The organism is Flectobacillus roseus (genome assembly GCF_030056595.1).
Classification (GTDB): domain Bacteria; phylum Bacteroidota; class Bacteroidia; order Cytophagales; family Spirosomataceae; genus Flectobacillus; species Flectobacillus roseus.
Window position 1 is genome coordinate 1 of the sequence record NZ_JASHIF010000049.1, and the last position, 915, is coordinate 915.

1 pseudogene is annotated in these 915 nt (G+C 34.0%); it reads left to right on the top strand.

From position 1 onward, the window contains the following. Positions 1-86: 86 nt before the first annotated feature. Positions 87-911 (top strand): annotated as a pseudogene (locus tag QM524_RS25910) (IS5 family transposase). Positions 912-915: the final 4 nt, after the last annotated feature.

The following is a 915-nucleotide window of genomic DNA, read 5'->3' on the forward strand; positions in this document are numbered from 1 at the left end:
GAAGTCATCTTGACTTTTGGTAGAATTGCTTAAAAATAAAAAAGGTTGCTGATATTTGTTTTGCGAACCATACCAAGCAACCTTTTATGTACTACGTACTCAGCAAAGATATAATAGAATCAGAAATAATTGGTTATTTACCTAAAAGAAAACGAGGTTTTAAACCACAAGTACCTCTTAGTGAAATAATTAACTGTATTCTTTATAAATTAAAAACTGGGATTCAATGGCATTTATTGCCTGTAGAAAGCTTATTCAGCACTCGTGCTCTTCACTACAAAACTGTTTTCGGACATTATCGCCGTTGGTGTAAGGAAGGTATTTGGAAAAAGTGTTGGATAGAACTTTTGAAAAAATACAAGTCTTCTTTCGACCTTTCATTGGTAAATTTAGATGGAAGTCATTCGTCATGTATTCGAGGTGGTGAAGAGGTTGCTTATCAAGGTAGAAAGAAGAGAAAAACTACTAATACACTTTACTTGACTGATAAACAAGGACTTGTATTGGCTATGTCAACGCCAGTTTCAGGTAATCACAATGATTTATTTAACATTGAGAACACTTTTGGAGAACTCACTAAGATTTTAGAAGACGCTACTATTTCAGTTGATGGGCTATTTATGAATGCCGACGCTGGCTTTGATGCGGAAAGTTTACATCAACTTTGTCATCAAAAACAAATTATCGCCAATATAGCCACTAATAAAAGGAACTCTACTGACGATAATGGGCCTGGCATCATTGACGAAGATCTCTATAAAGAAAGATACTCTATTGAAAGAACTAATGCATGAATAGATAGTTACAGGTCCTTGTTAAATCGATTCGATACAACGCTTTCAAGTTGGATAGGTTTTAACTTTATAGCATTTATTATCATCGCATTGAAGAAAATCAAAAAGTCAAGATGACTTC